Source organism: Streptomyces sp. KMM 9044 (assembly GCF_024701375.2).
Classification (GTDB): domain Bacteria; phylum Actinomycetota; class Actinomycetes; order Streptomycetales; family Streptomycetaceae; genus Streptomyces.
In genome coordinates this window covers 6602382-6624339 of the sequence record NZ_CP113910.1, presented here as the reverse complement: position 1 = coordinate 6624339, position 21958 = coordinate 6602382, and the positions used below count along the sequence as shown (strand labels likewise).

The following is a 21958-nucleotide window of genomic DNA, read 5'->3' as shown; positions in this document are numbered from 1 at the left end:
ACGTCCCGGGGCGTGTCGACGAGTCGGGCCGCATCGCGTGCTCACACTCACCACGTGTGCCGCCAGGCACTGAACGAGGAGGTTCCCGGCCATGGACGCTGGGCTCAAGCGCGAGCTGGAGGAGAAGGTCTTCTCCGGTGAGCGGCTGTCCCGCGAGGACGGCATCGCATTGTACGAGTCGGACGACCTGGCATGGCTGGGCGGTCTGGCACACGAGGTGCGCACCCGCAAGAACGGTGACGTGGTCCACTTCAACGTCAACCGTCACCTCAACATGACGAACGTGTGCACCGCGTCCTGCGCGTACTGCTCGTTCCAGCGCAAGCCGGGCGAGCAGGACGCGTACACGATGCGCATCGAGGAGGCCGTCCGGCTGGCCAAGGCGATGGAGAACGAGCACCTCTCCGAACTGCACATCGTCAACGGTCTGCACCCGAATCTGCCGTGGCGGTACTACCCGCGTTCGCTGCGGGAGCTGAAGAAGGCGCTGCCGAACGTCGGCCTGAAGGCGTTCACGGCGACGGAGATCCACCACTTCGAGACGATCTCCGGACTGACCGCCTCGGAGATCCTGGACGAACTGATCGACGCCGGTCTGGAGTCGCTCACCGGCGGTGGCGCCGAGATCTTCGACTGGGAGGTCCGGCAGCACATCGTGGACCACCGCACCCACTGGGAGGACTGGTCCCGTATCCACCGCCTGGCGCACGAGAAGGGTCTCAAGACCCCGTGCACCATGCTCTACGGCCACATCGAGGAACGCCGGCACCGGGTGGACCACGTGCTGCGGCTGCGTGAGCTGCAGGACGAGACGGGCGGCTTCCAGGTCTTCATCCCGCTGCGTTACCAGCACGACTTCGTGGACATGAAGGACGGCAAGATCCGCAACCGGCTGCAGGCACGGACGCAGATGGCGACCGGCGCCGAGGCCCTGAAGACGTTCGCCGTCTCCCGGCTGCTCTTCGACAACGTCCCGCACGTCAAGGTGTTCTGGGTCATGCACGGTGTCCAGACCGCCCAGCTGGCCCTTCAGCACGGCGCGGACGACATGGACGGCTCGGTCGTCGAGTACAAGATCACCCACGACGCGGACAACTACGGCACGCCGAACAAGCTGACCCGCGAGGACCTGTTGGACCTCATCCGCGACGCCGGCTTCCGCCCGGTGGAGCGGAACACCCGGTACGAGATCATCCGGGAGTACGACCGCCCCGACCCTGCGCGCCGGGAGTCTCCGCAGCCGATGCGCGTCTGACCCCGGCAGGCCCCGAGGCCGGGAACCCTTTCGTGCACGTCGTGCACGACTCCCCTCGTGCACGACGTGCACGACTCCCCTCGTGTACACGGTGCGCGCGCCGCCGTTCAACCGTGGTGCGCGCACCGTGTCCGCATCATGACGACCCGCCAGGCAGGTGTTTATGTCCACGCAGACGACGAACGACGAGGACCTGGAAGTCTGGATCGACCAGGGCCTGTGTACCGGTGACGGAATCTGCGCCCAGTACGCGCCCGAGGTGTTCGAGCTGGACACCGACGGGCTCGCCTACGTCAAGGACGACGAGGACGAGCTGCTCCTGGCGCCGGGCGCGACGGCCCTGATCCCCGTGGAGGTGCTCGCCGACGTGGTCGACTCGGTCAAGGAGTGCCCCGGCGAGTGCATTCACGTGCGCCGTGTCTCCGACGGGGTCGAGGTGTACGGGCCCGTGGCCGACGACTGACGCCGGCCCTCCCGGACAGGTCACCGTGGCGATCGGCTCGTCGCCCCGGTGACGTCCCCCTCCGCTCCGCGCTCTCCCGGCCGCCCCCGTCCGGCCTGCGGCCGGGTCACAGCACCTCGCCCCCTGGGAAGGACACGCACGTCCCATGAGTTCCCCCACCGCCGACGACCTGTGGATCCGCAGGTTCCGGCCCTCTCCCGACGCCGCCGATCGGCTGGTGTGCTTCCCGCACGCGGGTGGCTCGGCCAGCTTCTACGTGCCGGTCGCCACCGCGCTCAGCCCCGGTGTCGATGTCGCCGCCATCCAGTACCCCGGCCGTCAGGACCGACGGCATGAACCGGGTCCCGCCTCGGTCGCCGACCTCGCCGACCAGGTCGCCTCGGCCTTGACGGGCTGGGCCGACGACCGTCCGCTGACGTTCTTCGGGCACAGCATGGGCGCGCTGGTGGCCTTCGAGGTGGCGCGCCGCCTGGAGCGCCTCGGGCGGGGCCCCGTCCAGCTGTTCGCCTCCGGGCGCCGCGCCCCGTCCCGCACCCGCGACGAGCACGTGCACACCCTCGACGACGACGGGGTGATCGCCGAGCTGCGCAGGCTGTCCGGCACCGACGCCCAGGTCCTCCAGGACGAGGAACTGCTGCGCATGGTGCTGCCCGCCATCCGCAGCGACTACCGGGCCGTGGAGACCTACCGCTGCACTCCCGGTGCGGTGGTGCGCTGCCCGGTGACCGTCCTCACCGGCGACGCCGACCCGCGCACGTCGCTGGAGGAGGCCGGTGCCTGGAGCGAGCACACCGAGGCCGGGTCGGACCTGCGGGTCTTCTCCGGCGGACACTTCTTCCTCTCGGAGCGTCCCGCCGAGGTGCTCGCCGTGCTCCACGAGCACTTCGCCGCGACGGCCCGCCGGGCCTGACCCGTCTTCCCCCTCGACTCGTTCCGGGAGTTGTGCACGATGACCGAGCAACTCGCACCCATGAACGCGCAGTCGGCGTCGGCGCGCCGACGCCGTCCCCGGGTGGGCCACATCCAGTTCCTCAACTGCCTCCCGCTGTTCTGGGGGTTGGCCCGCACCGGCAGCCTCCTCGACATGGACCTGCGCACCGACACGCCGGACGGTCTCAACGACGCGCTCGCCGCCGGTGACCTCGACATGGGGCCGATCAGCCTGCTGGAGTACCTGCGGCACGCGGACGACCTGGTGGCCCTGCCGGACATCGCCGTCGGCAGCGACGGCGACGTCATGTCCTGTCTGATCATCAGCCAGGTGCCGCTGGAGCAGCTGGACGGTCAGCCCGTCGCGCTGGGTTCCACCAGCCGTACGTCGGTGCGGCTGGCACAGCTGCTCCTCGCCGAGCGCGTCGGTGTGCACCCCGAGTACCACGTCTGCCCGCCCGATCTGCGCACCATGATGGCCGAGGCGAAGGCCGCGGTGGTCATCGGTGACGCCGCCCTGCGCGCGGCCCTGTACGAGGCACCCCGGATGGGTCTGCAGGTGCACGACCTGGGCCGGATGTGGAAGGACTGGACGGGACTGCCCTTCGTGTTCGCGGTGTTCGCCGCGCGCCGTGACTTCCTGGCCCACGAGCCGGAGCTGGCGCGCCGGGTCCACGCCGATCTGCTGGCCTCGCGCGACCTGTCGATGACGGAGGTGTCCAAGGTGTGCGAACAAGCCGCCCAGTGGGAGGAGTTCGATGCCGCGACGCTGGAGCGCTACTACACCACGGCCCTCGACTTCAGACTCGGCGAGGCGCAGCTCGCCGGCATCGCCGAGTTCGCGCGCCGGGTGGGCGGCGGGGCCGAGGGCTTCCCGCCCGACGTCGCCGTCCGGCTGCTCAGCCCCTCCTGATCCGTACCCCGTCACCGAAAGGCCCGGCCACCATGTCCCGACCTCCGAAGTCCCCGCTCCAGCCCGTCCTCGACCGTGCCGCCGAGGGTGGGCGGATCACCCCCGAGGAGGCGCTCGACCTCTACCGCGACGCACCCCTGCACGCGCTCGGCGCCGCCGCCGACGCCGTACGCCGCCGTAGGTACGCCGGGACCGAGCACATCGCGACGTACATCATCGAGCGGAACATCAACTACACGAACGTGTGCGTCACGGCGTGCAAGTTCTGCGCGTTCTACGCCCCGCCGAAGGACAAGGACAAGGGCTGGACCCGCGACCTCGACGACATCCTGCGCCGCTGCGCGGAGACCGTCGAGCTGGGCGGCACCCAGATCATGTTCCAGGGCGGGCACCACCCGGACTACGGGGTGGAGTACTACGAGACCCACTTCGCGGCCATCAAGAAGGCCTTCCCGCAGCTGGTCATCCACTCCCTGGGCGCGTCCGAGGTCGAGCACATGGCCAGGATCTCCAAGGTGGGCGTGGAGGAGGCGATCACCCGGATCCACTCGGCCGGTCTCGACTCCTTCGCCGGCGCCGGCGCCGAGCTGCTCCCCGCGCGCCCCCGCAAGGCCATCGCCCCGCTCAAGGAGTCCGGTGAGCGCTGGCTGGAGATCATGGAGATCGCGCACGGGCTGGGCGTGGAGTCCACGTCCACGATGCTCATGGGCACCGGCGAGACCAACGCCGAGCGCATCGAGCACCTGCGGATGATCCGTGACGTCCAGGACCGCACCGGCGGCTTCCGCGCCTTCATCCCGTACACCTACCAGCCCGAGAACAACCACCTGAAGGGCCGTACGCAGGCCACGCTCTTCGAGTACCTGCGCATGATCGCCATCGCGCGGCTCTTCATGGACAACATCGCCCACATCCAGGGCTCCTGGCTGACCACCGGCAAGGAGATCGGCCAGCTCTCCCTGCACTACGGCGCGGACGACCTCGGCTCGATCATGCTGGAGGAGAACGTCGTCTCCTCCGCCGGCGCCAAGCACCGCTCCAACCTTGGCGAACTGATCACCCTGATCCGGGGGGCGGACCGGGTTCCGGCGCAGCGTGCCACGACGTACGAGCACCTGCTGGTGCACGACGACCCGGCGAACGACCCGGTCGACGAGCGCATCGTCTCGCACATCTCGTCCACGGCGATCGCGGGCGGCACCGCGCACCCCGAGCTGAAGCTGATCGCCGCGACCTGAGCCCCGGCCCGTGTGTCCGGGGCTCGCGCGGGCCGGTGCCCCGGACACACGCGCCCAGCCCCGCACGCACTGCCACCCCCATCCCTGCACAAGGACGGAGAGAGCCCATGGCGGGCGCCATTCACGCCACGGGTCTGGTGAAGACCTTCGGTGAGATCCGGGCCGTTGACGGAGTAGACCTGGATGTGCCGGAAGGCGGCGTGCTGGGACTGCTCGGCCCCAACGGAGCGGGCAAGACCACCACGGTACGGCTGCTCACCACCCTGCTGCGCCCGGACTCGGGCACGGCCACCGTGGCCGGCCACGACGTGGTGCGCGAGCCGGACCGGGTCCGGCTGTCGATCGGGCTCTCGGGCCAGTTCGCGGCCGTGGACGACCGGCTGACGGGCCGGGAGAACCTCCGCATGATCGGCGAACTGTACGGTCTGCGGTCCCGGACGGCCCGCCTGCGGACCGACGAACTGCTGGACCAGTTCGACCTGACCGCCGCGGCCGACCGGGTGTCGAGCACGTACTCGGGCGGGATGCGGCGGCGTCTCGACCTGGCCGGCGCCCTCGTCGTACGACCGTCGGTGATGTTCCTCGACGAACCGTCGGTCGGGCTGGACCCGACCAGCCGACTGATGCTGTGGGACGCCATCGAGGACCTCGTCGGGCAGGGCACCACACTGCTGCTGACCACCCAGTACCTGGAGGAGGCCGACCGGCTGGCCAGGGACATCGCGGTCGTCGACCACGGGCGGATCGTGGCCCGGGGCACACCGCGCGAGCTGAAGGCGCAGGCGGGCGGACAGCGCATCGAGGTGACGGTCTCCCGACTCGGACAGCTCGACACCGCCGCGGCCATGCTGGCCCGGTTCGGCATCCGTGCCCCGGACGTGGACCGGCCTCGGAGCACGGTCTCCGTGCCCGTCGACGGCGGCGTACGACTGCTGACGGAGGCCGTCGCCGCGCTGGACGGCGACGGGATCGAGATCACCGACATCGCGCTGCGCCGTCCCACGCTGGACGAGGTCTTCCTCGCCCTCACCGAGGACACCCGTCGGGACACCAGGCGCGCGGCGCTCGTCGTCGGCGCGCCGAGCGAGAAGGAGTGATGACAGTGTCGGCAACGGCGTCGGCCGTACCCGAGCTGAAGCCGGGCACGGCCGCCAAGTCCGTGCGTGACGTCCTGGTCGTGACGCGGCGCAACGTGGTCCGGACGCTGCGGATACCCGAGGTGCTCGTCCTCAGCCTGGTGCAGCCCATCGTGTTCGTGCTGCTCTTCGCGTACATCTTCGCGGGGTCCTTCGCCCTGCCCGGAGCGGACGGTCCGGCGGCCTACCGCGAGTACATGATGCCGGGCTTCTTCGCACAGACCATCGCCTTCTCCACGGCCAGCAACAGCAGTATCAGCCTGGCCAACGACGTACAGAGCGGCATGGTGGACCGGTTCCGCTCCCTGCCCATGGCGCGCGGCGCGCTGCTCACCGGCCGCACCCTCGCGGACCTCGTGCAGAACACCGTCATGGTCGCCGTGATGATCCTCTGCGCGCTGCTGGTCGGCTGGCGCATCCACCACGGGGTGCTGCGGGCCGCCGCGGGCTTCGCCCTGCTCCTGCTCATGGGATACGCGCTGTCGTGGGTGGGCGTCGTCATCGGGCTGACCGTGCGCGCCCCGGAGGCCGCGGCCAGCGGCAACTTCCTGTGGCTGTTCCCGATGACGTTCCTGTCGAACGCGTTCGTGGCGCCCTCGACGCTCCCGACGGTGCTGCGCTGGGCCGCGGAGTGGAACCCGCTGAGCGCGACGGTGCAAGCGGCACGCGAGCTGTTCGGAAACCCGGGACTCACGGCCACGGGCGCCTGGCCGACGCAGCATCCGGTGCTGGTGTCGTTGGCCTGGTCCGTGCTGATCGCGGTGGTGGGACGCGCGCTGGCCGTGCGACGCTACCGCGCGATGGGTGCGTGAGGGGATCTCGTGACCGCGGACGCGGCGCTCCGGGCGGAGCTGATCCGCCCGCTGCACGAACTGCTCGCCGAACACGCCGCCCGGCAGCCGGAGCGGACCGCGTTCAAGGACGCCCGCCGCTCGGTGACCTGGGCCGTGCTGGAACGGCGTACCGCACGGGTCGCCGGCCATCTGGTGGGCCTCGGGCTCGCGCGGGGCGCGTCGGCGGTGATCTGCCTGCCGAACCGGGTGGAAGCGGTTGAGAGCTGTCTCGCCGTCACCCGGGCCGGTGCCGTCGGTGTACCGCTGGACCCGCTGACGACCGGCCCGGGACTCGCGTGGGTGCTGGACGACTGCGCGGCCCAGGTGGTGATCACGGATGCGGTACGGCTGCCACAGGTGCGCCGGGTGCTCGCGGACCGACCGGGGATCACGGTGATCCTGGTCGGGGACGACTCCGAACCGGGGTTCGCTGCGGCCGTCGACGCCGAGCTGCCGCGCTGGGAGGAACTGGCGTCGACGTGGTCGCTGCGCGACCCGCCCCGGGACGACCTGGGGCTCGACGAGCCCGCCTGGTTGCTGTACACGTCCGGAACGACCGTACATCCCAAGGGAGTCGTGGCCACCCAGCGGACGTCGCTGTGGACGACGGCCTCCTGCGGCGCTCCCCTGCTGGGCATGTCGCCGCAGGACCGGCTGGTGTGCCCGATGCCGCTGTCCCACGTCGTGGCGCACAACGTGTGCGTGCTCGGCGTCGTCGCGGTCGGCGCCACGGCCTGCCTCACCGACGGCCCGGACGCCGAGGAGGTGCTGCACCGCGTACGCGAGGAGGACGCCACCTTCCTCGTGGGCGCGCCGGCGATGTACCGCCGGATGGTCGAGCTGGCGCGGTCCGGGGCGGCGCGACCGCCACGGCCGCGGGTGTGCCTGGTCGCGGGGTCGTCGTGCCCGCAGCCCCTGCACGAGGAGTTCCGGTCCGTCTTCGGCGTCGCGTTGCTGGACGGTTACGGCTCGGCGGAGACCGGCGGTGCGATCACCACGAACCTGCCGCAGGGCCCGCACGTGCCGGGCTCGTGCGGGGTGCCACTGCCCGGGCTGACACTTCGGCTGACGGACGCGCGCACCGGCGAGGAGGTGGAGCGGGGCGCCGAGGGCGAGATCCGGGTGTCCGGTCCGGGGCTGATGCTGGGCTACCACGGGCGGTTGGAGGAGACCGCGGCCGTGCTGGCTGAGGGCTGGTACCGCACGGGTGACCTCGGCCGGCAGGACGCGGACGGGCACCTGACGATCACGGGCCGGCTCACGGAACTCATCACCCGCGGAGGCGAGCACCTTCACCCCCGCGAGGTCGAACAGGCGCTGGTCCAGGCGCCCGGGGTCGCGGACGCGGCCGTGGCGGGCGCCCCCGACGAGGCTCTCGGCGAGATACCGGTGGCGTACGTGCTGCCGGTGCCGGAGTCGGGCGGAATCGATGTGGAGACGGTGCTGGCCGCCTGCCGGCGGCGGTTGCCGCCGTACAAGCTGCCGGACGAGATCCACGAGATCGCCGAGGTGCCCCGCGACCCGGCCGGGGAGATCGCCCGCGGACTGCTGGCCGATCTGCCGGCCCGGTTGTTGTGGCGCGGGTCCCGACGGACGGCCGGGGAACCGGCCCGGTACCGCGGCGCCGGCGATATGGGGCTTCAGGACGCCGGGCACCCCCTGCTGTCCGCCACGGTCGAACTGCCCGGACGGGACGAGCTGGCGTTCACCGGACGGATCACCGTGACCGGGTCCGATCCCTCGCTCCTGCGGCGCGTCGAAGGCACGACGGTGGTCGCCGGGGCCGTCCTGCTGGACCTGGTGCTGCACGCGGCGGGCCGGGCGGGCTGCGCCCGGGTGCTGGAGCTGACCGCGGACGAGCCGCTGGTGCTGCCGCGGGACGAGGGCGTGCAGCTGAGGGTGGGGGTCGGTGCCCCCGACTCCCACGGCGTACGAGAAGTGACGGTGCACGGGCGCCGGGACGCGTGCGACGCGGCACGACGCCCGTGGACCCGGCACGCGGTGGCGTCGGTGGCACCCGTCGCCGGGCCGGAGCCGGACACGGGTTGGACGGTGTGGCCGCCGCAGGGCGCCCGTCGGACGGGCGGGGGCACCGGTGCCGGCCGACCGGACACCGCGCGGACGCCGCGTGGGGTGTGGCGGCGCGGCGACGAGGTCTTCGTCGAGGTGGCGCTGCCGGACCGGACGACGGCACAGGCCCGGTTCGCCCCGCACCCGGCGCTGCTGGACACGGCACTGGCCTGCGCCGTGCGGCAGACGGCGCAGGGCACAGGGGAGGACACACGGGAGGACGCCGCGGACGTGGTGGCGGTGCGCTGGCGCGATGTGTCGCTGTACGCCGTGGGCGCGTCCGTGCTGCGAGTGGGTCTGCGACAGTCGGCGGACGGCACCTGGGACGTGACCGCGGCCGACGGTGCCGGGGATCCGGTACTGACCGCTCGGTCGGTGACATGCGCGCCGTGGGAGAAGCGTGCCGTGCGGGCCGCTTCGGCGGCCCAACAGGACGGCCTGTTCGAGGAGACCTGGGCCCTGTGCGACCCGCCGCTGCGGGCGGACCGCTCCGACCGGTGGGCGGTCGTCGGCCCCGATCCGCTCGGTGTCCGTGCGGGCCTGTTGTCGGCGGGGCGTCACTGCGAGGCCCCGCCCGACCTGCCGTCGCTGATACGGGCGGTCGAGGAGGGCGCTCCCGTCCCGGACGTGCTGCTCGTCTCCGCCGGTCCCCCGAGACCGCGGGACACGGACCCGGCCGACGCGGTGCGCGCGGCGGTCTTCGAGGCCCTGCAATGGGTACGGCACCTCACCGATCCCCGGCTCGCGCGAAGCCTGCTGGTCGTCGTCACCCGGGGCGCGGTCGCCACCGGCGACGACAGTTCGCCGGACGTGGGCGCGGCAGCCGTGTGGGGTCTGGTCGGAGCCGCGCAGGACCGGGCGCCGGGCCGTTTCGTGCTGGTCGAGACGGACGCCGTGGGGCCTTCCTGGCAGCGCGTGGAGTCCGCCGTGACCTGCGGCGAACCACGGCTGATGCTCCGTGGCGGGGAGGTCCGGGCCCCGCGCGCGGCCCGTGTCCCGGTGAGTTCCCCGGAGGTGTCTTCCCCCGGGCGGACCGCGCTGTTCGCCGGGAGCGACAGACACGGTCCGGCCGAGGCGTTCCTGGCACGGACCGGGCACGGGGCCGGACCGGGGACACACGGACCGCTGCTGACGGGCCCGTTCGCCAAGAACGCCGCCGACCGACTGCCGGCGTCCGCGGGCACGGCGGAGCTGGTGCGCTGGGACCCGGTGGACCCCGCCGGTGCGGTGCGGGCCCTGTTCGACGGCGCCCCCCGCACGGTGCTGTTCACCGCGGCCGTGGCCACCGACGGAACGACGACCGGGACACGGGCCGAGGTGGACGCCGCGCTGCGTCCCGTGGTCGGCCCGGCGCTGGAGCTGGTCCGGTCGGCGGCCGGGCGGGGCGTCGCCTCCGTCGTGCTCGCGACACCCGCACCCGCCTCGGCGGGGCTGGTCGACTCGGCCGTGGCCGCGGTGTTCGACGTGGGGGCCCGCGCCCTGCGGCGGGCCGGCGTGGCGGCCGTGTCGGTGCGCGGACCCGCCGGTGCCTCGGACGAGGCGGCGGACCTGTTCGCCTCGGCCGTCGCCACCGGACGGGCCGCGCTCACCGCCGGCCGCCCCGACCTGTCCGCGCCGCGGGGCGCGGGGCCGCTCGGCGCCACTGCCGCGCTGCTGCGCGGCCTGGCGGGTGGCGTCGGCCTGCGTCCGGCGCGCGACACGGTCACCGATCCGGGCGGGCTGCGCCACCGGCTGGCGGCCCTCACCGGCACCGAGCAGCAGGAGACCCTGCTGCGCCTGGTGCGCGGACACTTCGCGACGGCCCTCGGACTCGCCTCGGCCGGGCAGGTCCCGGACACGGGACGGATCCGCGACCTCGGGTTCGACTCGCTGACCGCGTTGACCGCGCGCAACGCGCTGGAGTCCACGACCGGGCTCTCCCTGCCGACGTCGGTGATCTTCGACTTCTCGACACCGGAGGAGCTGGCCCGCCGCCTGAGGAACGAACTGCTCGCCGACTGAGGCGGGCCCGCACTTCCAGGCCACCCGGTCGGGTACGGCACCGATCGGTGCCGTACCCGACCGGTGCTGTACCCGACCGATGTCGCGCTCGGGTGTCGTGGCGGACACCGGGTGAACCGTCTGACCATGTGCTGCCAGCCTGCCGTGCGCACCCAGAACCACACGCAGAGCCAAGGGCCCGCCCTCTGTCAGGAAGAGGCGGGCCCTTGGCGTGGGGCAGGCGTGGGTCAGACGCCGCGGTCGGTGAGCCAGTCGTCGGTGGCTTCGGCGGTGGAGCGGGCGTAGGTCTCCATCATGGTGAAGTGGTTGCCGGGGACGTCCAGGACGGTCTGGGCCCGGTCCCAGGACGTCTGCCACTCCTCGGGCCGCATCGACGTTCCGGGTTCCGCGGGCACCGGGGGTTCACTGGAACGCACCAGCAGGACGGGGCAGTCCAGGGGGCCCGGCTCCCACTCACCGATCATCGCCACGTACCAGCTCATCGCGGTGAGCCGGTCGGAGTCCATGTGGGCGAACATCGACTCCCGCTCGAACATGCCGCCCAGCATCTGCTGGGAGAAGCGCAGGAACGGGGAGTCCGCGCGCGGCATGTAGGTGTCCAGCAGGACCACGGCGGCCGGCGCGGACCCGCGCTCCTGCATCCGCCGGGCGGCGGAGAGGGCGAGGATGCCGCCGGAGGACGAGCCGAGCAGGACCGCCGGGGCGTCGCCGACGGTGCGGTCCACGACGTCCGCGTGCAGGTCGGCGACGGCGTCGAAGGTGACGGGCAGCGCCTCCCCGGTGCCGAAGCCCTGCGTGGGCAGCGCCCACACGTCGCGTCGGCCGCGGAAGCCGGAGGCGAACCGGGCGTACTGGTGGACTCCGGCGAGGGCGACGTAGGAGCTGAAGCAGACCAGCGGCGCGGTGGCGTCACCGGTGGCGAGACGGATCGCGCCGGGGAGGGTGTCGAGCTCCTCCGGTGAGGTGAAGGTGGGCCGCAGTCCCGCAGCGGCGTGGAGCAGCGTGAAGCCGTCGTCGACGCGGCCGTCCAGGCATGCCTTCTTGAACAGGCCGCCGAGGGTGTCCTCGGCCCGTGCCTCGGGCCCGGCGATCGCCGTCCGGGCCGTGCCCGAGTCCTGGGACGGCTGCTCGCCCAGCCTCCGGTGCAGGTGGGTGGCGAGGGCCTCCGGGGTGGCGTGGTCGAACAGCAGGGTCGGGGCCAGCTTCAGACCGGTCGCGGTGGCGAGGTGGTTGCGCAGTTCGACGACGGTGAGGGAGTCGAAGCCCTGCTCGGTGAAGAGCCGGTCGGCCTCCACCTCGTCGGCGGTGGCGTGTCCGAGGACGGTGGCGGCGAGGTCGCGCACCATGCCGAGCATCAGGGCTCGGCCCTCCTCGGGGCCGCGGCCGGCGAGGAGTGACACGGCGGCCGCCGGTCCCGAGGAGCCGGCGGCGGTCCGCCGGGCCGCTGCCGGGGCGGCCGGCCTCAGCAGCGCCCGCACTCCGGCCCGGCCGGAGCCGGTGGCGACGGCGATCACCGCCGGTTCGGTGGCGCACAGGACCTCGTCGAGGAGGCCTAGCGCGTCCTCGGTGGCCAGGGGGCGCAGACCGCCGCGGGCCAGGCGGCTCCGGTCGGCGTGGGACAGGCGGGCGGTGATGCCGCTGTCGTCGTCCCACAGGCCCCAGGCGACCGACGTGGCCGGCAGGCCGCGGGAGTGCCTGAGCGCGGCGAGACCGTCGAGGAAGGCGTTCGCGGCGGCGTAGTTGGACTGGCCGGGGGCGCCGAAGGTGCCCGCGGCGGAGGAGAACAGCACGAACGCGGCCGGGTCGAGGCGGGCGGTGAGGTCGTGCAGGTGCCAGGCCCCGTCGGCCTTGGGCCGCAGCACGGTGTCGAAGCGGCCGCCGTCGAGAGCGGTGAGGACGGCGTCGTCGGCGACCCCGGCCGCGTGGACGACGCCGGTCAGCCGTGCGTCGGCGGGCAGCCGTGTCAGCAGGCGCTCCACGTCGGCGCGTTCGGCGACGTCGCAGGTCTCCAGGGACACCTGGGCGCCCAGTGCGGTGAGTTCGGCGACGAGGGTGTCGGCGCCGTCGGCGGCGGGACCGCGCCGTGACACCAGCAGGAGGGACCGTACGCCGTGCCGGGTGACGAGGTGGCGGGCGACGGACCGGCCGAGGGTGCCGGTGGCGCCGGTGACGAGCACCGTACCCGCGGCGAGGTCCGGGGTGCCCGCGCCGGTGGCGGCGGGTGTGGCGTCGGGGTGCAGGACACGGCCGTCACGGACCGCGCTGTGCGGGCGTGTGCGGGCGACGGCGGCGAACAGGGCCGTACCGTCGGCGTCCTCGGCGTCACCGGGCAGGTCCACCAGCTGGAAGCGGCCCGGATGTTCGGCCTGGCCGGAGCGGACCATGCCCCACAGGGCGGCGCCCGCGACGTCCGGGGTCCCGGTGTCAGGGCCCGCGTTCACCGCGCTCCGGGTGACGAACACCAGCCGTGAGTCGGTGAACCGGTCGTCGGCCAGCCAGCCGCACATCAGGTCGTGGGCACGGGTCAGGTGGCCGCGGACCGTCTCGGGCATGCCGGGGCCGCCCGTGCGGTACGGCGCGGGAGCCACGAGGACCACGTCGGGCATGGTCATGCCGGTGTCGACGGCCTTGCCGAGGGCTTCCAGGTCGGCGTAGGTCTCCAGGTGGACGCCGGCCGCGTCGAGTGCGGCGGCCACCCGGTCGTCGCCGGTGCCGAACACGATCCAGCGCGTCGTCTGCGGGAGCGGCGGCTCGGGGGCCGCGAGGGTTTCCTGCCAGTCCAGGCGCAGCAGTTCGGGTCGGCCGGCCCCGGTGCCGGGTGCGGCGGACACGGTGCGCAGGGTGATCGCGTCGGCGGTGGCGACGGGCTGCCCGGCGGTGTCGGTGACAAGAACCCGGTAGCCGTGGTCGTGGCCCGCCGGGGTGAGCCGCACCCGCAGCGTGGTCGCACCGGTGGCATGCAGGGTCAGTCCGGTCCAGGCGAACGGCAGCATGGGCGCCGTCGCCTCGTCGTCGCCCCGGAGGCCTGGGCGACGGACCAGGAGCGCCTGGACCGCGGCGTCGAGCAGCGCCGGGTGCAGGGCGTACCGCGCGGCGTCCTCCCGGTACGGCTCGGGCAGCGCGGCCTCGGCGTACACCTCGTCGCCGCGCTCCCACACGGTGCCGAGGCCCTGGAAGCTGGGCCCGTAGGCGAACCCGGCGGCGGCGAACGCCACGTAGGGGTCCTGGCCGGGGACCTGCTCGGCGCCGGGCGGCGGCCAGGCGGCCAGGTCGTCGGCGGGGGCGGACGGGGGACGTGGGGCCAGGGTGCCCTGGGCGTGCCGCTGCCAGTCGCCGTCGTTCCCGGCGGGCGCGGACCACACGGCGAAGGCGCGCTGCCCGGTCTCGTCGGCGGCGTCGACGGTGACCTGGAGGTCGACGGTGCCCTCGGCGGGGACGACGAGCGGGCTGAGCAGGGTGAGTTCGCTCAGGTGGCCGCAGTCGGCGCGGTCGCCGACGTGCACGGCGAGGTCGAGGTAGCCGGTGGCGGGCAGGATGGCCTGGCCGAGAACGGTGTGGTCGGCGAGCCAGGGATGGCTGCGCAGGGACAGACGCCCGGTGAACAGCAGGTCGTCGGAGCCCGCGCGGGTGACCTCGGCGCCGAGGAACGGGTGGTCCGCGCCGCGCAGGCCGGCACCGGCGGGGTCGCCCGCGGGGGCCACGGTCGGCAGCCAGAACCGCTGCCGCTGGAAGGCGTAGGTGGGCAGCGGCACGGTGCGGGCGCCCGGCAGCAGTGCGGTCCAGTCGGGTTCGGCGCCGTGCGCGAAGAGCGCCCCGACGGCCATGAGCAGACGGTCCGTCTCGGGCTTGTCGCGCAGGACGGCCGCGACGAACAGCGCCTCGTCCGCGGTGTCCGGCGCCGTCTCGGCGAGGACCGTCTCGGCCAGCGTGCTGAGGGGACCGTCGGGTCCGGTTTCCAGGAACCGGCGGGCTCCGAGACCGTGGAGCCGCGTCACGCAGTCGTGGAAGCGGACCGGTTCGCGCACGTGCCGGACCCAGTACTCGGGGTCGGTGAGCAGGCCGGGCGTCGCGGGCTCGCCGGTCAGGGCGGAGACCACGGGCACACGGGGCTCGGCGTAGGAGATCGCGGTGGCGACGGTTCGGAAGTCGTCGAGCACCGGGTCCATCAGCGGTGAGTGGAATGCGTGGCTGACCCGCAGCCGGGTGACGCGTCTGGCGGATGTCGCGAAGTGGTCGCAGATCTCGGCTACGGCGGTCTCGGTGCCGGAGACCACGGTCGCGGCGGGCCCGTTGAGGGCGGCGATACCGAGTTCGTGCTCGCGTCCGGCGAGCAGCGGCAGCACCTCCTCCTCGGTGGCCGAGACCGACGCCATCGCGCCACCGGCCGGAAGCGCCTGCATCAGTCGGCCGCGGGCGGCGACCAGGGCGCAGGCGTCGTCCAGGGAGAACACGCCGGCGATGTGGGCGGCGGCGATCTCGCCGACGGAGTGCCCGGCGACGAAGTCGGGCCGTAGGCCCCAGGATTCCAGCAGACGGTAGAGGGCGACCTCGAAGGCGAAGAGGGCGGGCTGGGCGTGCTCGGTGCGGTTCAGCCGCTCGGCGTCGTCGCCGAGGACCACCTCGCGCAGTCCGGGGACGCGCTCGCACACGGCGTCGAAGGTTTCGGCGAACACCGGGTGGGCCGCGTGCAGTTCGCGGCCCATTCCCGGCCGTTGGGCGCCCTGTCCGGTGAACAGGAACGCGGTCCTGCCGCCGGTTCGGGCGGTGCCGGTGACCGTGCCGGGCAGCGGCGCTCCGTCTGCCAGCGCCCGCAGTTGGGCGGCGAGTGCGTCCCGGTCGGCGCCGACGAGGACGGCCCGGTGGGAGAACGGGGTACGGGTGGTCGCCAGGGCCAGGGCCGTGTCGGCGAGCGGAACACCGGGGTGCCCGGTCACATGGTCGAGGAGTTGTGCGGCCTGGGCGCGCAGGGCGTCCCGGCTGCGGGCACTGACCACCCACGGCACCGGACCACCACCCGGCACCCCGCGCGACTCCTCCGCCACCGGCTCTCCGGTCACCGGCTCTCCGGGGACGGACTCCAGCACCACATGCGCGTTCGTCCCACTGATACCGAACGACGACACACCCGCACGACGCGGACGCTCCACCGACTCCGGCCACTCACGCGCCCGGGTCAGCAACTCCACCCCACCCGACGACCAGTCGACATGCGACGACGGCGCATCCACATGCAACGTCGCAGGCAACACCCCGTGCCGCATCGCCAGCACCATCTTCATCACACCCGCGACACCCGCACCCGCCTGCGTATGACCCACATTCGACTTCACCGACCCCAGCCACAACGGCCTCTCGGCATCCCGCTCCCGGCCGTACGTGGCCAACAACGCCTGCGCCTCGATCGGATCACCCAGCGTGGTACCGGTCCCGTGCGCCTCCACCACATCAACCTCGGACGCCGACACCCCCGCATCCACCAGAGCCGCACGGATCACCCGCTGCTGAGCCGGACCGTTCGGCGCACTCAAACCGTTGGACGCACCGTCCTGATTCACCGCCGAACCACGCACCACCGCCAGCACCGGATGCCCAAGACGCCGCGCGTCCGACAACCGCTCCACCAGCAGCAGACCACCACCCTCCGAGAACCCCGTCCCGTCCGCCGCATCGGCGAACGCCTTGCACCGACCGTCCGCCGCCAGACCCCGCTGACGACTGAAGTCCACGAACAGACCGGGGGTCGACATCACCGTCACACCACCGGCGAGCGCCATGTCGCACTCGCCGCTGCGCAGCGACTGCGCGGCAAGATGCAGGGCCACCAGGGAGGAGGAACAGGCCGTGTCGACGGTGACCGCCGGTCCTTCCAGACCGAAGGTGTACGACAACCGGCCCGACAGGACGCTGGCGGAGGTGCCGGTGCCCAGGTGGGCGCCGGCCTCGTCACCCGGGTCGATCGGGCGGGAGGTGTAGTCCTGGTAGTTGGTGCCGGCGAAGACTCCGGTGCGGCTGCCGCGCAGCGCACGCGGATCGATGCCCGCCCGCTCGAACGTCTCCCAGGCCATCTCCAGCAGCAGACGCTGCTGCGGATCCATGGCCAGTGCCTCGCGCGGCGAGATGGTGAAGACACCCGGGTCGAAGTCGGCGAAGCCGTCGAGGAATCCGCCGACGAGGGTGGAGGTACGGCCGGCCTTGCCGGGCTCGGGGTCGTACAGGGCGTCCAGGTCCCAGTCGCGGTCCTGCGGGAAGGGGCCCATCGCGTCGGTGCCGTCGGCCAGGAGCCGCCAGAACCGCTCGGGGGTGTCGGCGTCGCCCGGGAAGCGGCAGGCCATCCCGACGATCACGACGGGGTCCTCGGCCCTCTCGCCGCGCGCCACGGCGACGGCGCCGCCGGATGCGGCCGGTGTGGCCGGGGCGAGCAGCCCGCCGAGGTGCTCGGCGAGCGCGGCGGGGGTCGGATAGTCGTAGACGAGGGTGCTCGGCAGCCGCATGCCGGTCGCCTCGCCGAGGGTGTTGCGCAGTTCGACGGCGGTGAGGGAGTCGAAGCCGAGTTCGCGGAAGGCGCGGGCGGGTTCGACGTCGTCGGGGCTGGGGTGGTTGAGGATGTACGCGATGTGCGCGCGGACCAGTTCGAGCAGGGCGTGGCGGCGGTCGGAGTCGGTGAGCGCGGCCAGCCGGGTGAGGAGTTCGTTGCCGCCGTCGGAGCTGCTCGGGGCGGGGGCGGGGGCGGGGCGCCGGGCGCGCAGCAGCTCGATCTCCGGGAGGCCGGCGTAGAGGCGGCGCGGGCGGCCCTTGTCGAGTTCGGCGCCGAACACCTCCCAGTCGATGTCGGTGACCACGAGCGCGGTGTCGTCCTGGTCGAGGGCGGCCTGCAGGGCGGTGACGGCGACGGCGGGGTCCATCAGGCGTACGCCGTGGCGCTGGAGGCGTTCGCCGACGGCGCCGGAGGCCATGCCGCCGTCGGCCCAGCCGCTCCAGGCGACGGCGGTGGCGGGCAGGCCGCGCAGCCTGCGGTCCTCGGCGAGGGCGTCGAGGTAGGCGTTGCCGGGGGCGTAGTTGCCGTGGCCGGGGCTGCCGAACACGCCCGAGGAGGAGGAGAACAAGACGAACGCGGACAGGTCGAGGTGCGCGGTGGCGGCGTCGAGGTTGAGTGCTCCGCCCACCTTGACCCGCAGGACCTCGGCGAGGCGCTCGGGGGTGAGGGAGCCGATGACGCCGTCGTCGAGGACCGCGGCAGTGTGGAAGACGGCGGTGAGGGGCCGTTCCTCGGGGATGGACGCGAGGAGGGCGGCGAGGTCGGTGGGGTCGGCGACGTCGCAGGCGACGATGTCGGCGTGGGCCCCGGCGGCGGTCAGGTCGGCGAGCAGGGCGGCGGCCCCTTCGGCGTCGGGCCCCGAACGGCTGACGAGGAGGAGGTGTGCAGCGCCGGTGCGGGCGAGCCAGCGTGCGACGTGGGCGCCGAGGGCGCCGGTACCACCGGTGACGAGGACGGTGCCCCGCGGGTCCCAGCGGCGGCGGCCGGGCAGGCCGCCGACGGCGGCGCGCTCCAGACGGCGGCCGAGTGCCCCGGTGGCACGCACGGCGACCTGGTCCTCGTGGTCGGTTCCGGCGAGGACCGCGACGACGCGGTCGGCGGTGCGCGCGTCGAGCCGCTCGGGCAGGTCGACCAGGCCTCCCCACAGGTCGGCCTGTTCCAGGGCGACGACGCGTCCGAAGCCCTGGACGAGGGCCTGGGCGGGGTCCGGCGCGGGGTCGGCGCCGGAGACGGCCACGGCGCCCCGAGTGAGGAACCACACCGGCAGGCGGGCGTCGAGGTCGTCCAGCGCCTGGACGAGGGCGACGGTGACGGCGAACCCGGTGGGCAGCAGGGGGTGTGCCGGGTGGGGTGTGCCGTCCCGGGCGAGGAGGGAGACGAGGCCGCGGGCTCCGGCGACGGCCCCGCCCAGGGCGGTGGCGAGGGCGGCGCGGCCGGCCGTGGCGTCGACGACCACGGGGACGCAGGTGGCGCCCGCGCGTGTCAGGGCGGCCTGGACGGCGGTTGCCTCGGTGCCGTCCTCCTGGCCGCCGGGGACGGCGAGGACCCAGCGGCCCGTGAGGGCGGGGACGGTTCTGTCCTCGATCGGGTGCCAGGTGATCCGGTAGCGCCAGCGGTCGGCGGTGCCGCGTTCCTCGCTGCGCCGCCGGTAGCCGGCGAGGGCGGAAGCCAGCGTGGCGACGGTGCCCTCGTCAAGGGCCAGCGCGGTGGCGAGGGTGGTGACGTCACCCGAGTCGACGGCCTGCCAGAAGGGGGTGTCCGCGATGGCGTCGGCCGGGCCGACGCTCTCCGCGGGGGTGAAGGCGGGCCAGTACCGGCGGCGTTGGAAGGCGTAGACGGGCAGGTCGGCGCGGCGGGCGGGCTCGTCGTGGACGGCGCCGAAGTCCGGGGATCCACCGCGTACGGCGAGGGCGGCCACGGAGGTGAGGAACCGCTGCGTGCCTCCGTCGGAGCGGCGCAGGGTGCCGAGGACGACGCCGTCGGTGATGTCGAGGTCGTCGAGGATGTCGCCGACGGCCGAGGTGACCACGGGGTGCGGGCCCACCTCGACGAAGACGCGGTGTCCGGCGTCGGCGAGGGCGCGCACGGCGGGTTCGAGGCGAACGGTGCGACGGGCGTTGTCGTACCAGTAGGAGGCGTCGAGGGTGGTGGTGTCCTCGATGCGGGCGCCGGTGACGGTGGAGTGGAAGGGGATCTCTGCAGGGCGCGGGCGGAGCGGTGCGAATCCGGCGAGCAGCGCGTCGCGGACCTCCTCGACCTGGGGGCAGTGGGAGGCGTAGTCCATCGGGACGCGGCGGGCCTGGATGCCGTCGCCGGTGAGGCGGGCGAGAAGCGCGGCGAGGGACTCGGTGTCGCCGGCGACGGTGACGGAGCGGGGACCGGTGACGCCGCCGACGCAGATCCGGCCGTCGTACGGGGCGATGAGCCGCTCGACCTCGGCGAGCGGCAGCGGAACGGCGACCATGCCGCCGCGGCCGGCGAGGGCCATGAGTTCACGCGAGCGGACGCCGATGACGCGAGCGGCGTCCTGAAGGGTGAGGGCCCCCGCGATGTGGGCGGCGGCGACCTCTCCCAGGCTCTGCCCGGCGACCGCGGCGGGGCGGACTCCACACGCCATCCACAGTCGGGCGAGGGCGACGCAGGTGACGAACAGGGCGGGCTGGACGACGTCGAGACGGTCCAGCGGCGGCGCACCGGGGGCGCGGCGCAGGACGTCCAGGACGCGGAAGTCGGTGTACTCCTCGACGGCGGCGGCCGCTTCGTCGAAGAAGGCGCGGAACCGGGCGTCGAAGGAGTGGAGTTCGACTGCCATGCCCTCCCATTGCGGGCCGTGACCGGGGAAGAGGAAGACCGGGTCGCCGTCGGTGTCGGCGACGCCCCGTACCACGGCGGGGTCGGGGGCGCCGTCGGCCAGCGCGGTCAGGCCGCGCAGGAGTGTCCCGTGATCGGCGGCGACGACCACGGCGCGGTGTTCGAGTGCGGGCCGGGTGGCGGCGAGGGACCAGGCCAGGTCGGCGGGGCGGACGGCGCCGTCCGGGGCGGTGCGCAGCCGGGCGTCGAGCCGGGCGGCCTGGTCGCGCAGGGCGGCGGCGGTACGGCCGGAGACGGTGAAGGCGCGGGCGCGGGGGGCGTCGTCGGCGGATGTGGCGGTGTCGTCCGGGTCGGCCGGCGGGGCCTGTTCGAGGATGACGTGGGCGTTGGTGCCGCTGACGCCGAAGGAGGACACGCCCGCGCGGCGCGGACGGTCGCCGGGGGCGGGCCAGGGGCGGGCCTCGGTGAGCAGTTCGACGTGGCCGGCGGACCAGTCGACATGGCGGCTGGGCCGGTCGACGTGGAGGGTGGCGGGCAGGCGTCCGGCGCGCAGGGCCAGGATCATCTTGATGACGCCGGCGACACCGGCGGCGGCCTGGGTGTGGCCGATGTTCGACTTCACCGAGCCGAGCAGCAGCGGCCGGTCCGCGGGCCGGTCCTGACCGTACGTCGCGAGCAGGGCCTGCGCCTCGATCGGGTCACCGAGGCGGGTGCCGGTGCCGTGCGCCTCGACGGCGTCCACGTCGGCGGGGGCGAGCTTCGCGGAGTTGAGCGCCTGCCAGATGACGCGTTCCTGGGAGGGGCCGTTGGGGGCGGTCAGGCCGTTGGAGGCGCCGTCCTGGTTGACGGCGGAGCCGCGCAGCACGGCGAGGACGGGGTGACCGTGGCGGCGGGCGTCGGAGAGCCGTTCGACGACGAGGACTCCGGCGCCCTCGCCCCAGGCGGTGCCGTCGGCGGAGTCCGCGAAGGCGCGGCAGCGGCCGTCGGCGGCCAGACCGCGCTGGCGGCTGAACTCCAGGAAGACCGTGGGCGTCGACATGACGGTGACGCCCCCGGCGAGTGCGAGGTCGCACTCGCCCGCGCGCAGCGCCTGCGCGGCCAGGTGCAGGGTGACCAGGGAGGAGGAGCAGGCGGTGTCGACGGAGACGGCCGGGCCCTCCAGGCCGAGGGTGTACGAGACGCGGCCGGACAGGACGCTGGCGGAGTTGCCGACGCCGTCGTCCCCCGCGTTGTCGGAGAGGCTGAGCAGGGTGGTGTAGTCCTGGAGGTTGGTACCGGCGAACACGCCGGTACGGCTGCCGCGCAGGGCGAGCGGGTCGATCCCGGCGCGTTCCAGGGCTTCCCAGCAGATCTCCAGCAGGAGCCGCTGCTGCGGGTCGGTGCCGACGGCCTCGCGGGGGGAGATGCCGAAGAAGCCGGCGTCGAAGTCGGCGACCCGGTCGACGAATCCGCCGACGCGGGTGTAGCTGCGGCCCGGAGTGCCGGGCGTCGGGTCGTACAGCGCGTCGGTGTCCCAGCCGCGGTCGCGCGGCCATTCCGTCATGGCGTCGGCACCCTCGTCGAGCAGCCGCCACAGGTCGTCGGGGTCGCTCACACCGCCGGGAAAACGGCAGCCCAGCGCGACGATCGCTATGGATTCGTGCTGCTGGGCCTCGGCCGCGGCCAGGCGCTGGCGCGTCTGGTGGAGATCGGCCGTGACCTTTTTCAGGTAGCCGAGGAGCTTGTCCTCATCGCTCATGGTTTCACCCGTTCTCAGGTCCCGTGGCCGTGCCA

At 73.6% G+C, this 21958-nt stretch carries 9 protein-coding genes; 8 read left to right on the top strand and 1 reads right to left on the bottom strand.

Going from position 1 to position 21958, the window contains the following annotated elements:
- Positions 1-91: 91 nt before the first annotated feature.
- From mqnE to HUV60_RS29575, 8 genes are all read left to right on the top strand, one after another.
- The gene (gene mqnE / locus HUV60_RS29610; protein WP_257851392.1) at positions 92-1255 is read left to right on the top strand and encodes an aminofutalosine synthase MqnE; all 1164 of its coding nucleotides are present in this window, start codon (positions 92-94) and stop codon (positions 1253-1255) included.
- Positions 1256-1418: 163 nt separating this feature from the next.
- Positions 1419-1718, top strand: a complete 300-nt coding sequence (locus HUV60_RS29605; RefSeq protein WP_257851394.1) for a ferredoxin — start codon at positions 1419-1421, stop codon at positions 1716-1718.
- A 145-nt stretch (positions 1719-1863) separates the two neighbouring features.
- On the top strand, positions 1864-2628 hold the full coding sequence (locus HUV60_RS29600) for a thioesterase II family protein (RefSeq protein ID WP_257851396.1): 765 nt from the start codon (positions 1864-1866) through the stop codon (positions 2626-2628).
- Positions 2629-2667: 39 nt separating this feature from the next.
- On the top strand, positions 2668-3561 hold the full coding sequence (locus tag HUV60_RS29595; protein ID WP_257851397.1) for a menaquinone biosynthetic enzyme MqnA/MqnD family protein: 894 nt from the start codon (positions 2668-2670) through the stop codon (positions 3559-3561).
- A 32-nt stretch (positions 3562-3593) separates the two neighbouring features.
- Positions 3594-4799, top strand: a complete 1206-nt coding sequence (gene mqnC / locus HUV60_RS29590) for a cyclic dehypoxanthinyl futalosine synthase (RefSeq protein ID WP_257851399.1) — start codon at positions 3594-3596, stop codon at positions 4797-4799.
- A gap of 107 nt (positions 4800-4906) precedes the next feature.
- Positions 4907-5896, top strand: coding sequence for an ATP-binding cassette domain-containing protein (locus HUV60_RS29585; protein ID WP_257851400.1), 990 nt, complete (start codon positions 4907-4909; stop codon positions 5894-5896).
- On the top strand, positions 5896-6747 hold the full coding sequence (locus HUV60_RS29580; RefSeq protein ID WP_257851401.1) for an ABC transporter permease: 852 nt from the start codon (positions 5896-5898) through the stop codon (positions 6745-6747). The genes HUV60_RS29585 and HUV60_RS29580 overlap by 1 nt, the downstream gene beginning before the upstream one ends.
- Before the next feature lie 9 nt (positions 6748-6756).
- Positions 6757-10839, top strand: a complete 4083-nt coding sequence (locus tag HUV60_RS29575) for an AMP-binding protein (protein WP_257851402.1) — start codon at positions 6757-6759, stop codon at positions 10837-10839.
- Between the two features lie 227 nt (positions 10840-11066).
- On the opposite strand, the gene HUV60_RS29570 is transcribed toward HUV60_RS29575, so the two are convergent.
- Positions 11067-21923, bottom strand: a complete 10857-nt coding sequence (locus HUV60_RS29570; protein WP_269441252.1) for a type I polyketide synthase — start codon at positions 21921-21923, stop codon at positions 11067-11069.
- Positions 21924-21958: the final 35 nt, after the last annotated feature.

Coding starts and splice junctions, on each gene's coding strand:
- HUV60_RS29570 (WP_269441252.1), bottom strand. CDS start 21,923: ATGAGCGATGAGGACAAGCTCCTCGGCTACCTGAAAAAGGTCACGGCC.
- mqnE (WP_257851392.1), top strand. CDS start 92: ATGGACGCTGGGCTCAAGCGCGAGCTGGAGGAGAAGGTCTTCTCCGGT.
- HUV60_RS29585 (WP_257851400.1), top strand. CDS start 4,907: ATGGCGGGCGCCATTCACGCCACGGGTCTGGTGAAGACCTTCGGTGAG.
- HUV60_RS29605 (WP_257851394.1), top strand. CDS start 1,419: ATGTCCACGCAGACGACGAACGACGAGGACCTGGAAGTCTGGATCGAC.
- HUV60_RS29595 (WP_257851397.1), top strand. CDS start 2,668: ATGACCGAGCAACTCGCACCCATGAACGCGCAGTCGGCGTCGGCGCGC.
- HUV60_RS29600 (WP_257851396.1), top strand. CDS start 1,864: ATGAGTTCCCCCACCGCCGACGACCTGTGGATCCGCAGGTTCCGGCCC.
- mqnC (WP_257851399.1), top strand. CDS start 3,594: ATGTCCCGACCTCCGAAGTCCCCGCTCCAGCCCGTCCTCGACCGTGCC.
- HUV60_RS29580 (WP_257851401.1), top strand. CDS start 5,896: ATGACAGTGTCGGCAACGGCGTCGGCCGTACCCGAGCTGAAGCCGGGC.